This is a genomic window from Micromonospora aridisoli (genome assembly GCF_056150025.1).
In genome coordinates, this window is record NZ_JAXCFK010000001.1 from 230,599 (window position 1) to 244,711 (window position 14,113).

A 14,113-nucleotide genomic window follows, 5' to 3' on the forward strand; every position below is an offset into this window, starting at 1 on the left:
GCAGGTACGACGGTCGGCACCGCACAGGAGGGAACCACAGTAATCCGATTCCGTTCGAGTCGTCACCTGACCCGGCTTCTCGCCTGCGCCGTGGTCGCACTCGGCGCGGTGCCGACCGCCGTGCTCGCCGGCGCCTCGCCGGCCGCCGCGGACACCACCCAGTTCCGTGGGGTCAACTGGGCCCGGCTGGGTGACAACTTCCATGGCGGACCGCTGGTGCTGCACGGGCTGAGCAGCTCGGACAGCTACGCGACGGTCCAGGCCAAGGCCAACGCCATCTACACCGGCTTCCAGAACAACCTGGGCGCGAACACCGTCCGGCTGCCGATCAACACCTACACCGTCGGTACGAGCTGGTGGAACGCGTACACCGGGGCGATCGACGCCGCCACCGCGAAGGGCTTCAAGGTCGTCCTCTCCTACTGGGACGACGGCGTGGCCGCCAGCGGCGGGCGGATCGTCGACACCGCCGCCTTCAACACCATGTGGAACACCGTGGTCGCCAGGTACGGCACCAACGACCTGGTGTACTTCGAGCCGATGAACGAGCCCGGCGGGCACAGCGCCGCGGACTGGGCCAACGTGGTGAACAACTGGCTCAACGCCCGTCCGTCGATCCCCCGCAACCGCGTCTTCGTCAGCGGCGCCGGCCTGAACACCGACATCAAGTCGATGTGCGCCGACCGCCGCCTCGACGGGACGATCGTGTCGCTGCACCACTACACCTTCTTCAGCGGCGCGAAGACCTACGACCAGTGGGTGGCCTTCCTGCGGGACGCGATCGGGACCTGCGCCGCGCGCACCGTGATGGACGAGTTCGGCGCGCCGATGGACACCGGGCTCAACTACCACGACGCCACCAGTACGGACAACTTCGTGCGCTACTACCGCGCCACCACCCAGGTGCTGCGGGAACTGCGGATCGGCTCGATCTACTGGCCGGCCCTGGGCGGCAAGGTCACCGCCGGTCAGGGCGACGACTGGTACGCCATGCAGAAGCTGCACGGCAGCGGCACCAACCTCACCCTGAGCACTCCCAACGCCAGCGGCCTCGACCGTCTCCGGTACGCCTGGGGCCTGACCGACGGTGGCGTTCCCGACCGGGTGAGCCGGCTGCGCAACGTCGGCACCGGGCAGTGTCTGGACATCCCCGGCGCCACCACCGCCAACATCCAGGTCCAGGTGTACGCCTGCAACGACACCGCCGCCCAGCGGTGGACCGCGACGGCCGCTGGACAGCTCACGGCCCTTGCCGGTCAACGGTGCCTGGACGCCTACAACCGGGGGACGACGAACGGCACGGTCGTCGGCACGTACGCGTGCAACGGCGGCGACAACCAGCGGTGGACGATCGGCGGCGACGGCATGATCCGCGGCGCCCAGTCCGGCCTGTGTCTGGACGTGAACACCGCGACGTCGAAGGTCCAGCTCTGGGCCTGTTGGGGCGGCGACAACCAGAAGTGGCAGGTACAGAACGTCTGAACGTGCGCAGGTCCATGTCGAGGGCAAGTGAGAGGAACAGGGCGTGAAGTCAATCGTGTCCACCGCTCGCACAGCGTTGTTGGCGGTCGCGGTGCTCGTCTCCGCCACGCTGCCGGCGGTGCTGACGAACCAGGCGCCGGCCTCGGCCGCGGTCCAACAGACCTACTACGTCGCTCCGGACGGTAACGACGCCAACCCGGGCACGCTCCAGTCCCCGTTCCGGACCCTGCAACGCGCGCGGGACGCCGTTCGTACGGTGAACACGAGCATGACGGGCGACATCAACGTCTTCCTCCGTGGTGGGAGCTATCCGGTCAGCAGCACCATCGAGTTCGGCGCGGCCGACTCCGGCACCAACGGGTTCCGGGTCGTGTACGCCGCTTATCCCAACGAGCGGCCGGTGCTCGAAGGCGGCGTCCAGGTGACCGGCTGGACCCAGCACAGCGGCAACATCTGGAAGGCGCCGCTCGACCGGGCCAACAAGCTGCGGGCGCTCTACGTCAACGACAGACGCGCGTTCATGGCCTCGAAGACGATCAGCTCGGCGGGATGCCACGGGACGTACACCATCACCGCTGGCCAGGCCGACTGGGCCTGGGAATCGGGATCACAGTGCGCTGGCGCACGGTACAGCCAGGCCGACTTCCCGGCCATCGCCCGCAATCACGACGACATCGAGATCGAGACGGGAACGACCTGGACCACGGCCTTCGTGGGAGTGCGTCAGGTGACCACCGACGGCGCCAACCGGGTGGCCCTCTTCCAGCAACCCGGCGCGGCCATCGCCCAGGGTGCGTTCAACGGCAACGCCCAGGTGGGTGGCAGCCACAAGGTCATGAACGCGTACGAGTTCCTGGACGCGCCCGGCGAGTTCTACTTCGACAAGGGCACGCGGACCTTGTACTACTACAAGTCGAACACCGAGAACATGGCCACCGCGACGGTCTACGCACCGAACAACGTGTCCACATTGCTGCGGGTCGCCGGCACCTCGACGAGCAACCACGCCCGCAACATCACGTTCTCCGGCCTGACGGTGCAGCATTCCGACTGGAACCTGGTCAACGTCGCCGGCTCGGTCTTCAAGCAGGCGCAACAGGGCAACCTGAGCGCCTTCGCGTACGCGAAGGGGAACTTCCACGTCTACCACTACCGGAACGTGGACGTCACCCCCGGCATCGTCCAGGTGCAGAACGCCGACGGGATCCTGTTCCAGCGCAACCGGATCCAGCACACCGGCGCCGACGGGATCAACATGGTCAACGACGTGCAGGGCAGCCAGTTGATCGGCAACTACACCAACGACATCGCCGGCAGCGCCATCACCGTCGGTCATCCGCAGCACGTGTACATCGGAGACCACACCTCCACCAACCGGGAGAAGTACCCGGCGCAGGTCGAGGGCCTACCGAAGAACATCGAGATCAAGAACAACTACATCCACGACAGCGCGGTGTTGTTCAACGGGCACGGCGCGGTCGCCGCCTACTTCGCCGATTCCCTCACCGTGCAGCACAACCGCATCGAAAAGGCGCCGTGGGCGGGCATCACGCTCGGTTGGGGGTGGTGGAACTTCGACGGGTCCGCCGGGTCGATCGTGCCCAACCGGCCGACCACGACGGCGAAGAACAACAACATCAGCTACAACCACATCATCGACACCGTGCAGCGCCTCAGCGACACGGCCCCCATCTACACGCTGGGCAGCCAGCCGGGCACCACGGTCACCAACAACTACCTCCAGGGCGTGCCGGCCGGCCACAAGTACGGGCTGCACCCGGACGAGGGCTCGGCGTACATGACCTTCCGCGACAACGTGCTGAGCGTGGACAAGAACATCACCTGGATGATCAATTCCGACGACTTCGGCCGCAAGCACGATCTGAACATCACGCAGACGTACGGACCGATCAACAAGGTCTCCAACAAGAATCTGCCGAACAGCACGATTCACGACATCCTCGTTTCGGCAGACTATGTCTGGCCGGCACCGGCCCATGGCATCGCCGTGAACTCCGGTCTCGAGGACTCCTTCCGGGACATCATCCCGGCGAGCAGTCTCTCCAGGCCGAACTACGTCCTGCCGGCCAGCACGTTCGTCACCAGCACGACGGCGTCGATCCCGGTCCGCAGCACCGGCGACGCGGCCAGCACGATCTGGCTGGCCCCCTCCGGCACCACCACCTTCGCCACCGGCCCGACGATGACCAGGGCGGGCGGCACCGCCACCTCCATCGCCGTGCCCACGTCACCCGGCGAGTACCGGCTCTACGTCGTCGACGCCCAGGGCAACCGGTCAGCCGAGTCCACCTCGATCGTCCGGCAACAGGCCGGCAGCGGCGGTCAGCGCACCGGGCAACTCGTCGGCGGACAGTCCGGCCGCTGTGTGGACGTGCCGAACTCGACGACCACCAACGGAACCCAGACGCAGCTCTGGGACTGCTCCAGCGGCGCGAACCAGCGGTGGACCCACACCACCGCCCGGCAGCTGACCGTGTACGGGAACAAGTGCCTGGACGCCTCCGGGGCGGGCACGGCCAACGGCACCGCGGTCATCATCTGGGACTGCCACGGCGGCACCAACCAGCAGTGGAACCTCAACGCCAACGGCACCGTCACGAACGTCCAGTCCGGGCTCTGCCTCGACGCCAACGGCGCCGCCACCGCCAACGGCACGAGGATCATCCTCTGGGCGTGCAACGGAGGCGCCAACCAGCAGTGGAACCTGCGTAGCTGACCAGCCACACCGGGGCCGGGTCGACCCGGATCCGGCCCCGGGTCAGGGCCTCGTCAGTGGAGTGACCTCCGTACGATGACCACCATGGATGTCGCCAACGCGGTCGTGGCCGTGGTCTCGGTGATCACCGTCGGTGTCTCGGTGTTCTTCGCCCTCCGCCAGTTGCGGCTGTCGCAGAGCGCGAACCACACGCTGGTCGCGATCGAGCTGCTCACCCGCGACCGGATGAGCGACGCCTTCCTGGACAGCCAGCAGTTCGTGCTCACCGAGCTGAGGACGAACCACCCGCCGGGCGTACGGGTCAGCGAGCTGCCGCCCGACGCCCGCAAGCACGTGAACCGGATCGCGCTGTACTACAACGGGCTCGGCCAGATGCTGGCCTTCAACGTGGTCGACCCGGCTCTGCTGATCGGCACGGGCGGGTTCCGCGCCCGGGAGGCGTGGGCGGTGCTGGAGCCGTACATCCTCGCCGAGCGGGCAGCGCGCGGCGAGTCGTACCTGGCAAACTTCGAGCATCTCGTCGTGTCCGCCACCGATAGGCCGTGGTCGGTCGCGGTGCGCAAGCTGGGCCTGCGCCGGTTCGACCGCTACCCGGCTGACCTGCGCCTGACGACCGGGGCGGGTGGCGGCACCGGGTCGGTGGCACCGACACCGGCCGCTGACCCACCGGGCGAGAGCGGCGTCGGTTCCGTGGGCTCGGCACCGCGTTGAGGTCGAGCCGGGCGGAGCAGCAGGGCCACGAACTGTCAGCGGCGGCGAGGCTGCGTCGTGGTCGATGACGCGTTCCTGGCTCGGGTCCGTCGGCTCTGGGTCGGGCTGGCCGGCGTACCTGTCGACTTTCCCGCCCAGTGGGGTGCCGACGTGATGGTCTCGGCGGGGTCGCGACTGTGTCCGCCGGGTTGGGCGGGGATCGTCGCGTTGGGTGATGCCGCGATCGTCACCGTGCCGGTCGACGAACTGGTCGAGGTCGTGCGGGAGGCGCTTGACGGGATGCCGGTCGCGGCCATGACAGATCCTGACCGGCTACGTGCCGCGCTTCCGGTCGCCGAAGTCCTGGGACCGGCGAGCCTGGCGTATCTCGACGCACGGGATCACCGACCCACCGCACCGAACGGCGTCGAGGAACTCCGGGGCGACCACCCCGACCTCGCCACCCTTCTTGCCGAAGTCCCGGTCGAGGACGCCGAGGAGTGCGGGTTGGCGGAGATCACCTCGGCGGCCTTCGTGGTACGCGGCGGCAGCCGGATCGTCGCTGCGGCCGGCTACCGCCGGTGGCCCGGCGACGTGGCACACCTGAGCGTGCTGACCGCGCCGGAGTGGCGTGGACGCGGGCTGGCGCGGGTCGCCGCCGCCGCCGCGGTGACGGACAGCCTGGCCAACCGGCTGCTGCCGCAGTGGCGGGCCCGTCCGCAGCCCTCGCGTCAGGTGGCGCGGGCGCTGGGATTCCGCGAGCTTGGTGCTCAGCTCAGTGTCCGGATCGGGCCTGTTCAGGGCTGACGCCGCGGTGTGGGCAAATACCGGATGGAGAGCCTGCCGAGGCTGGGTGCCTCACGTCAGACGTCGCGCCAGGCGGTGGATTCCAGGCCGGAGGCGCCCTGCGGACCCATCAACGTCATGCCGCCGTCGACGACCCAGGAGGCACCGTTGACGTACGCGGCGGCCGGCGAGGCGAGCAGCGCCACCACCGCCGCGATCTCCCGGGCGTCGCCGGGACGGCCCACCGGGATGCCGGGCCGTTCCTCGGTGAACGGGTCGACGTCCTCCTGCCCGGTCATCGGGGTGGAGATCTCGCCCGGCGCGACCGCGTTGACCGTGATGCCGTCGACCCCCAGTTCCTGGGCCATCACCTTGGTCAGCAGCCCCAGGCCGCCCTTGGCCGCGCAGTACGCTGCCGAACCCACCCTGGGTGCGTGCTCGTGCACGCTGGTGATGTTGATGATCCGGCCTCCGGTGCCCGCTGCCCGCATCCGGCGGGCGGCCCGCTGGCCGCAGAGGAACGGGCCGTCGAGGTCGACCGAGAGAACCTCCCGCCACTGCTCGTAGCTGGTGTCGACGTACGGGGTGGACGAGCCGGTGCCGGCATTGTTGACCAGCACGCCGATCCCGCCCAACTCGTCGGCGATCTCGTCCACCACGGACGCCGCGTCGGGCAGCCGGGTCAGGTCCAAGTGGGCGACGACGCATCGCCGGCCGACGGCGCGTACCTCGCTCGCGGTCCTTTCGGCCCCGGCCGAGTCCCGATGCCAGGTGACGCCGAGGTCGAAGCCGGCGCGGGCCAGCGCGACCGCGCAGGCCCGGCCGATGCCCGAGTCGGCGCCCGTGACGACGGCGATCCGGGGGTAGTTCTCATATCGCTGCGGCATGTCCGCCCCACTACCCGCAACGCCGTCGCCGACACCACCGTCGGTCATCATCACGTCTAGGATCAGGCGGTGGCTCGATCCCTCGATCGCATCGCGCTCATCTCCGACGTCCACGGCAATCTGACCGCGTTGGAGGCCGTGCTTGCCGACATCGACGCGCGTGGCATCGAGCGGATCTTCAACCTCGGTGACTACGTCGGCAAGGGGCCGCGGGGTCGGGAGGTGATCGAGGTCTGTCGGGACCGCTGCGAGGTCAACATCCTCGGCAACTGGGACGACTTCCTTCCCGACCCGGACCGGACGTACGACAGCGAGGCGATCGCCTGGTGGCTGGCGCAGCTCGCCGAGGGCCAGGGCGACTGGCTGCGCGGGCTGCCGTTCAGCCACGACTTCCTGCTGAGCGGGCGTCGGGTACGGCTCTTCCACGCCTCGCCGACCAGCGTGCACCGTCGGGTGCGGTTCGACCACGACGAGGCCGAGTTCCTCGGCATGTTCGCCAACACCCCGGCGACCGGTGACGGACCGGAACCCTCCGTCGTGGGCTACGGCGACACGCACGATCCGTTCTACGAGGTGGACCTCGAACGCCGCACCCTGTTCAACACCGGCAGCGTGGGCAACGCCATGGGCGATCCGACTCCGGTCTACGTGATCCTCGAAGGTGTTGTCGGCTCGGAGCTCGACGCGCCGTTCTCGATCCAGTTCGTGCGCGTGCCGTACGACGTCGAGGCCGAGCTGACCGTGGCCGCCCGACTGGGCATGCCCGAGTTGGACGGCTACGTCTCCGAGCTGCGGCACGGCATCTACCGCGGCGTGATGCACGACCCGGACGGACCGAAGTACCACCGGAGGTCGAGACAGTTCGCCACGAGCGCGTCGTGACCGGGGCCGGCGGGCCGGTGCGACGGGTGTCGCCGCCGCGCCGGCTCAGGTGACGAGAGTGCGGTCGAGCATCTCGATCAGATGCTCGGCCGCCGCCGCCGTGTCGTAGTCGGGGTCGTGGAGCTGCTCGGCGACGATCGCGTCGATGCCACCACCGACGATGATCGCGGTCGTGCGTACGTCGGTGTCGCCGCTGCCGCCGCGCGCGCGTCGGGCGACGCTGATGAGTTCGGCCAGCGGACGCCATCGGGCGGCCGGATCGCGGTCGCCGTCGTCGTGGACCATCGCCTCGATGATCATGCGGGTGTGCCGGGGATGCTCCCGTAGATGCCCCACCATCGACCTGACGTACGCGGCGGGTCGGTCGCCGACGTCGGCGGCCTCGACCGCGCTGGCGACGTCGCGGACGAGGGCGGAGAGGGCGTGCTCGTGCGCGGCGCGCACGACCGCGGCCTTGGTGGGGAAGTGGTAGAGCACCGCGGCCTTCGTGATCCCCGCGCGCTCGGCGATCGCCGCCAGGGAAGCTCCGGCGTAGCCCCGGTCGGCGACCAGTTCGATGGTGACCTCGATCAGCTGGGCGCGTCGGGCGCGCTCGATCAGGGTCAGCCCGGCCGTCGCATCGTCTCGTCGCCTTGTCACCCATCGGATTCTACCGTACGGTAGAAAAATCTACCGAGCGGTTAGGAGCTTCCATGCGTACCACGCTCAGTAAGGTTCTCGATCGGCTCCGGCCGAGGTCACGCCGCGTGCGCGTCGTCCTGGTCGTGCTGGGACTGATCGCCCTCGTCGTCACCTTCGCGGTGCGGACGCCCGCTCCGGTCGGGCACTGGGACAGTGCCGACGGCCAGGACCGCTTCCTGCGGGCCTACCGGGAGGCCTTCGCCGACCTGCCCACCCCGGCGGAGACCATGGACGTACGCACGGACTTCGGCGTCGTGCGGGTCTACCGTTTCGCCGGCACCGGAGCCGGCGGCGAAAACGTCCCGCTTCTGCTGCTGCCCGGGCGGGCCTCGGCCACGCCGGTCTGGGCCGACAACGTGCCCCTGCTGCTGAGGATCGGTGACGTCTACACGATCGACCTGCTCGGCGAGCCGGGGATGAGCGTGCAGGATCGTCCGATCGACAGCGACGAGGAGCAGGCCGAGTGGTTGCACCAGACCCTCCGGGCGCTCGTGCCGGAGAAGTTCCACCTGGTCGGCCTGTCGATCGGTGGCTGGACCGCGGTCAACCTGGCCCTGCACCGCCCGGAGCACATCGCGTCGATGACCGTCATCGACCCGGTCTACGTCTTCGCCGACATGCCGTTCGGCACGATCGTGCGGTCCATCCCCGCCGCCCTGCCCTGGCTACCGAGGTCCTGGCGGGACAGCTTCAACTCCTATACGGCCGGCGGCGCACCGGTCGAGGACGTGCCGGTCGCCGACATGATCGAAGCGGGCATGCAGCACTACAAACTTCGGCTGCCGCAGCCCACGCGGATCAGCGAGGAACGGCTCCGTGGACTCGACCTGCCGGTCCTGGCGATCATCGCCGGGGAATCGGTGATGCACGACCCGCAGTCGGCGGCCGAGACCGCACGAGGGGCGCTGCCTCGCGGCACCGTCCGGCTCTACCCGGGTGCCTCCCACGCCGTCAACGGGGAGCAGCCCGAGCAGATCGCTGACGACATCGCCGCCTTCATCGGGCAGAGTTCCTGACCGCCGTCGCGGCTCCGCGGGCCGTTTGCCCCGTCTCGTCCCGGGTAGTCGCCCTCCCCGGCGCGAAGGGAAAGGACGGGGATGGACAACTACCCGGCGATCGAGGCGCACGGCCTGATCGGTGACCTCCAGACCGCCGCGTTGATCAGCAAGGACGGCACGCTGGACTGGTTCTGTGCGCCCCGCTTCGACTCCCCGAGCATCTTCGGGGGGCTGCTCGACCGCCGCAAGGGCGGCTATTTCCAGATGTCGCCGGAGGGCGTCGACTATGTCAGCAAGCAGCTCTACCTGCCCGGTACGCCGATTCTGATCACGCGTTTCCTCAGCCAGGACGGGGTGGCGGAACTGATCGACTTCATGCCCGTCACCGGGGAGTCGGCCACTGACCGGCACCGGTTGGTCCGGTTGATCCGGATCGTGCGTGGGAGCATCCGGTTCCGCGCGGACTGCCGGCCGCGCTTCAACTACGGGCGCGATCCGTACGAGTTGGAGGTGCATCCGTGCGGCACGATCTTCCGCAGTTCGACTCTGACCCTCACCCTCACGTCCTTTCGTGAGGGGGAGCCGCTTGTCGACGATCGGTACGTCCAACGCGACGAGCAGGGCGTCCGAGTGGTCTACACCCTGCACGAGGGAAACACCGGCGGAGTCATCCTGGAGACGGCAGCGCCGTACCCGCCGCGCCCGGCGAGCATGGGCGAGGTCAATCGGATGTTCGAGGAGACCCGCGACTTCTGGCAGCGGTGGCTGAACCGTTCCCGTTACCGGGGTCGCTGGCGGGAGATGGTCGAGCGGTCCGCCATGACGCTCAAGCTGATGACGTACGCCCCGACCGGCGCGCTGGTCGCCGCGCCCACGGTAGGCCTGCCGGAGCAGGTCGGCGGAAGCCGGAACTGGGACTACCGCTACACCTGGGTACGGGACGCGTCCTTCTCGGTGCACGCGCTGCTGTGCCTGGGCTTCGTCGACGAGGCTCGCCGCTACCTGCTGTGGCTGAGCGACCGCATCCGGGACGCTCACGACGCCGACCTGCCGTTGCGCGTCATGTACCAGGTCGACGGCTCGCCTGTGCCGCCGGAAGAGGTGCTGGTCCATCTGGAGGGGTACCGACGCTCAAGCCCGGTGCGGATCGGCAACGACGCGGCCGGCCAGTTGCAACTCGACATCTACGGCGAGGCGCTCAACTCGGTGTACCTCGCCGACCGTGAGGGACTGTTCATGCCGTACGAGGGGTGGCGGGACATCGTCCGGCTGATGGACTGGCTCTGCGACCACTGGGATCAGCCCGAGGACGGCATCTGGGAGCACCGCTCCGGCCGGCAGGACTTCACCTACGGTCGGCTCATGTCCTGGGTGGCGCTCGACCGCGCGATCCGCCTCGCGGAGGCTCGGGGCCGCCCCGCCCACACCGCCCGCTGGACGGGGGAACGTGACGCCATCTACGAGCAGATCATGACCCGTGGCTTCCACCCCGGTCGAGGCGCCTTCGTCCAGCACTACCGGACCGACACGCTGGACGCGGCGCTGCTCGCGATGCCCTCGGTCGACTTCGTCGCGGCGACCGACCCGATGTGGCAGTCGACGCTGCGGGCGATGGACGCCGAACTCGTCTCCGACAGTCTCGTCTACCGCTACGACCCGGCCGCCTCACCGGACGGTCTGCCCGGCGCCGAGGGCACCTTCAGCATGTGCACCTTCTGGTACGTCCAGGCCCTCGCCGCCTCCGGCCGGCTCGACGACGCGCAGCTGACCCTGGAGAAGATGTTCACCTACAGCAGCCACCTCGGTCTCTACTCGGAGGAGATCGCCCCGACCGGAGAACAGGTCGGCAACTTCCCGCAGGCGTTCAGCCACCTCTCGCTGATCAGTACCGCGGTCAACCTCGACCATCACCTCGACACCCTGCGCTGAACGGCAGGCCGGGACCGTTCCGTCCGGACGGAAAGCCGAACGCAGTTTCCTGTGGAATTTTCATCTTTATCGTCGCTCCGGTCGGGAACCCGACCACCCACCCCTTTCGCTCGCCAATGACTGTCCACTCTGCACCAACTGCCGGAATCATCGGTCGGCGGGTCGCCTTTTCGCGCGCATATCCGGGTGGTGTAGAGGTATCGACCGGAGTAAGGTGCCCCTACCGCAGATCGGTTCACTGACTATTACGCGGCCCGCTGTCTCAATCCGGAAACCAGTTGCCGGGTGAAGCGGGCTGCTGTTTTCCCTGTTCGGCCCCATGAAGGAGCTTCTGTGCAGCAGGATGCGGTGCAGCCTTCCGGCGATAAGAATCAGCTGACGGTCGATTCCCCGCCGCACGAGCCCCGGCCGTCCGTCCCCGACGAGGACGCCATCCGCCCCAGCCCGGAAGGCGGACGCCTCGCCAACCGGCCCCCCGGCTATCCGAACGCGATCATCTGGCTGCGCGTCGGGATTCTGCGTGACTGGCGCGGTGTGCTGGGCTCTTTCATCGCCGCCTGGTTCTACGTGCCGGTGGCGCTCTTCAGCGCGGTGGTGCTCGCCGTCGTCGCCGGCCTCACGCTGGTGTTCACCGGCGGTGAGATGTTCGCGGATCAGGTCCCGGACGAGGTCCGGGACGCCCCGATCATCGGGCGGTTGATCAGTTCCTTCCTGGAGCAGTCCGGGGGCGCGATCGGCGCATTCGTCGGTGTCGCGCTGGCGCTCCTGGTCGGATTGCTGCTGGTGCCGGTCCTCCGGTTCAGCGGAGCGGACAGCGGCGTCTCGGTGCTCGCCCAACTGGTCGGAATTGTGGCTGCGGCCATCCTCGTGGGTGTTCTCTACACCCTGTACCGGGTGCTGTTCGAGCACCGACTGCTCCGGGTGTCGGGCGCGCGTGACCTCAGCCGCCGGGAAAAGGAGCTGATCATGCCGATCCTGCACGAATGTGCGGAGCGGCTCGGTCTGCCCGGGGAGCCGCGACTGCTGGTCGAGGACGACCTGGTCAGCACGAATGCGCGTACCTACGCCCGGCACATCGTCGTCACGACCGGCCTGCTCACGAACCCGCGAGACGAGATCGCCGCGCTGCTGAGTCACGAGCTGGTGCACTGGCGCACGGGTGACGAGATCACCTCGGCCTTCGTCCGGGGTGTGGGTCTGCCACTCGTCCTCGTGCACGCCGTGCCGACCTGGCTGATGCGGAAGTTCCCGCACCCGGCGACGAACCTGTTCGTGTTCGTCTTCTTCTGGCCGGTCCTGCTGACGATGAAGTACCTGGTTCAGCCACTACACCGAGCTGATGTCCGGGCCGCCGAGTATCGGGCGGACCTGGGCGCGGTGGTGACCGGCCACACCGACGGCCTGCGGGCCGTCCTCGAACGACGGAAATCGTTCGAGAGCGGGCGCAGCGGCTGGGACGAGGCGGTCTGCGCCGAGCACCCGCCGAACGAGCTGCGCCTGGAAAGGCTGGAGATGGTGCGGGCCGGGAACGACACCGTGCAACCGGAGAACCCGCCGAGACGGGTGGTCGCCACCGAGGAGCTGTTCGGCGGCGACGACCCGGTCGACCTGCGGCGTCCCGCCGTGATCGGTGGAGTCGCTCTGCTCTCCGTCTGTCTGGTCTCCAGCCTGCTCGGCGTCGTGCAGTGGGGCTTCTTCCGGCCGGCGGCCGCCGTGGAAGGGTACTTCTCCGCCCTGGCCGACCGCGACGTGAACGACCTGGCCGGATGGTTGAGCCCGACTGAGGCGGCCGCGGTACGGAACGACGCCCTCTTCGCTGACCTGCTCAAGTCAGCCGACTACCAGCCGCCCGCTGACGTCGACATCCGGTCGATCGATCGGGAGGACGACGACACGACCGCCCTGGTCTCGTTCGTGGTCGGGGAGACCCGGATGGAGGCGGAGCTGATGCTCCGTCGCGACGAGGAAGCGACCCTCGGTGTCTTCAAGGGCTGGCACGTCGTCGGTGGCGTCCCAAACCTCTTCGTTGGTGCCGACCAGCAGGGTCTGATGATCAATGGTGTGCCGGTGCCGGAGAGCCCGCAGGAGCAGTCGGTGCTCTCGGTCCCGGGTGTGCACGTTGTCACCACGGTGTCCAACCCGCTCAGTGAGGTGGCACCGCAGCGCATCATGGTCCTGCCCGGCGACGGGACCGGCGCTGCGATCCAGGCCGTCCCTGAGTTGAAGCCCAACGCCCGGGACACCATCGACGCGCAGGTGAAGGCGTACCTGGACGAGTGCGCGCGGCAGACCGACGCCGCCCCGCAGGGCTGCCCCTTCCGGCTGTCCGGCTACCAGGAGGCCGACGGAATCAAATGGACGATCAACAATTACCCCACGCTGCAGATCGACGTGCTCGGCTCGGCCGCCGCGCAGGTCTCGACGCCGTACGACGGGCGGGGCGAGGTGCAGGTGAGCGGCACCTACCAGTCCTTCTACGGCAAGGAGACGTTCACGGAGACCTACCCGATCGCCGTCGCCGGCGTCGTCACCGTGACCGGCGAGGAGTTCTCCTTCCAGCCCGGCATCGACGATTGATCAGGAGTATCCGGTGACCGATCCGAACCCGTCGGCGAGGCAGCCCGTCCGGCTACAGATGATTACGATTCTCCGCCAGCCGGCCCAGGTGCCGCTCGTCGACTGGCTCCATCGTCGGCCGGAGTTCCGCACCGGGGTGCGGGATCTCGGTGCCCGTACCGGCGGGCGGGCCGGCTTCAGCGAGGCCGTCATCATCGCGGTGGTGGCGCAGAGCCTGCTGCCCGGCCTGTTCGCCCTGCTCCAGACCTGGGTCAGCCAGCAACCCAGCGGTGCCAGCGTCCGAATGCGGATCGGCGAGTCGGAGGTGGAGGTCCAGGTGACCGGGCGAACCGATCCCAGGCAACTGCTCGACCAGGTCACCCGGACCATCCAGGAGAACCGTGGTCCCGAACCTCCCCGACCGGGGTCGGACGCGACCGCCACGTAGTCCAGCACCGCCACGTAGTCCAGCGCGGTGACGCCCT

At 68.7% G+C, this 14,113-nt stretch carries 11 protein-coding genes; 9 read left to right on the top strand and 2 right to left on the bottom strand.

The genetic code is table 11. The features are described 5' to 3' along the window. The first annotated feature begins 90 nt into the window (after window positions 1-90). The 4 genes from SM447_RS01010 to SM447_RS01025 all read left to right on the top strand — a co-directional run bounded on the left by SM447_RS01010 (window position 91) and on the right by SM447_RS01025 (window position 5,716). Window positions 91-1,482, top strand: a complete 1,392-nt coding sequence (locus SM447_RS01010; RefSeq protein WP_474570803.1) for an RICIN domain-containing protein — start codon at window positions 91-93, stop codon at window positions 1,480-1,482. A 43-nt stretch (window positions 1,483-1,525) separates the two neighbouring features. Beyond that, window positions 1,526-4,219 (top strand): RICIN domain-containing protein, encoded by a 2,694-nt coding sequence (locus SM447_RS01015; RefSeq protein WP_474570804.1) that lies wholly within the window; start codon window positions 1,526-1,528, stop codon window positions 4,217-4,219. Between the two features lie 84 nt (window positions 4,220-4,303). Continuing rightward, a complete protein-coding gene (locus tag SM447_RS01020; RefSeq protein WP_474570805.1) occupies window positions 4,304-4,930 on the top strand; it encodes a DUF4760 domain-containing protein in 627 nt (208 codons plus the stop codon). A gap of 57 nt (window positions 4,931-4,987) precedes the next feature. Beyond that, window positions 4,988-5,716, top strand: a complete 729-nt coding sequence (locus SM447_RS01025; protein ID WP_474570806.1) for a GNAT family N-acetyltransferase — start codon at window positions 4,988-4,990, stop codon at window positions 5,714-5,716. A 56-nt stretch (window positions 5,717-5,772) separates the two neighbouring features. On the opposite strand, the gene SM447_RS01030 is transcribed toward SM447_RS01025, so the two are convergent. Further along, on the bottom strand, window positions 5,773-6,582 hold the full coding sequence (locus SM447_RS01030) for an SDR family oxidoreductase (protein ID WP_474570807.1): 810 nt from the start codon (window positions 6,580-6,582) through the stop codon (window positions 5,773-5,775). 69 nt (window positions 6,583-6,651) lie between these two features. On the opposite strand from SM447_RS01030, the gene SM447_RS01035 reads away from it, so the two are divergent. After that, window positions 6,652-7,464: a metallophosphoesterase family protein gene (locus SM447_RS01035; protein ID WP_474570808.1), complete on the top strand. Its 813-nt coding sequence runs from the start codon at window positions 6,652-6,654 to the stop codon at window positions 7,462-7,464. 45 nt (window positions 7,465-7,509) lie between these two features. On the opposite strand, the gene SM447_RS01040 is transcribed toward SM447_RS01035, so the two are convergent. Beyond that, window positions 7,510-8,103, bottom strand: coding sequence for a TetR/AcrR family transcriptional regulator (locus SM447_RS01040; RefSeq protein ID WP_474570809.1), 594 nt, complete (start codon window positions 8,101-8,103; stop codon window positions 7,510-7,512). 107 nt (window positions 8,104-8,210) lie between these two features. Here SM447_RS01040 and SM447_RS01045 point away from each other — a divergent pair, with 107 nt between their 5' ends. From SM447_RS01045 to SM447_RS01060, 4 genes are all read left to right on the top strand, one after another. Further along, window positions 8,211-9,161, top strand: coding sequence for an alpha/beta fold hydrolase (locus tag SM447_RS01045; protein WP_474570810.1), 951 nt, complete (start codon window positions 8,211-8,213; stop codon window positions 9,159-9,161). Between the two features lie 81 nt (window positions 9,162-9,242). Beyond that, window positions 9,243-11,072 (top strand): glycoside hydrolase family 15 protein, encoded by a 1,830-nt coding sequence (locus SM447_RS01050; RefSeq protein WP_474570811.1) that lies wholly within the window; start codon window positions 9,243-9,245, stop codon window positions 11,070-11,072. Between the two features lie 333 nt (window positions 11,073-11,405). Continuing rightward, complete coding sequence (locus tag SM447_RS01055) at window positions 11,406-13,649, top strand: M48 family metalloprotease (RefSeq protein ID WP_474570812.1); 2,244 nt, start codon at window positions 11,406-11,408, stop codon at window positions 13,647-13,649. Between the two features lie 13 nt (window positions 13,650-13,662). Further along, on the top strand, window positions 13,663-14,076 hold the full coding sequence (locus SM447_RS01060) for an effector-associated constant component EACC1 (protein ID WP_474570813.1): 414 nt from the start codon (window positions 13,663-13,665) through the stop codon (window positions 14,074-14,076). Window positions 14,077-14,113 lie beyond the last annotated feature (37 nt).